Source organism: Gordonia sp. i37 (assembly GCF_002043085.1).
GTDB classification, from domain to species: Bacteria; Actinomycetota; Actinomycetes; order Mycobacteriales; family Mycobacteriaceae; genus Gordonia; species Gordonia polyisoprenivorans.
In genome coordinates this window covers 1-683 of the sequence record NZ_MVPX01000582.1, presented here as the reverse complement: position 1 = coordinate 683, position 683 = coordinate 1, and the positions used below count along the sequence as shown (strand labels likewise).

Annotated in this window: 1 protein-coding gene; it reads right to left on the bottom strand. The window is 64.6% G+C overall.

Going from position 1 to position 683, the window contains the following annotated elements; genetic code table 11:
* Window positions 1-683: IS256 family transposase (locus B1964_RS28215; protein ID WP_139765921.1), on the bottom strand; the 683-nt coding region annotated here is incomplete at both ends.

Sequence of the window (683 nt, the reverse complement as noted above, 5' to 3'; positions counted from 1 at the left end):
GAGGTGACCAACTGCACCCCCGCCAGACCACGCGCTTTCAGCGACGCGAAGAACTCCCGCCAGAACTCGAACGACTCCGAGTCGCCGACCGCGGTACCGAGTACCTCCCGCGAGCCATCCATCGACACCCCGGTGGCCACCACGAGCGCCTGAGAGACCACGTGCGCACCGACCCGAACCTTGCAGTAGGTCGCATCAGCAAACACGTACGGAAACGTGGTGTGGGCCAGTGAGCGTTCCCGGAAGCGGGTGATCTCGGTATCGAGACCACCACAGATGCGCGAGACCTCCGATTTCGAGATCCCGGTATCGACGCCGAGGGCGGTGACCAGGTCATCGACGTTGCGCGTGGAGACCCCATGCACGTAGGCCTCCATGATCACCGCATGCAACGCCTTGTCGATACGGCGGCGCCGTTCCAACAACACCGGAAAGAACGAGCCCGACCGCAGCTTGGGGATCTTCACCGACACATCCCCGGCCGGGGTCGATACCGTCTTGGCCCGGTGCCCGTTGCGGTGCACCGTGCGCTCTGCAGACCGCTCGTAGCGGCCGGCACCGATCTTTTCGGTGGCCTCGGCCTCGATCAACGCCTGCAGTCCGGCACGGACCAGCTCAGCGAACATCGATCCGGAATCAGCGGAGGTCAGTGCATCGAGCTGGGCGAGCAAGGCAGAATGGTC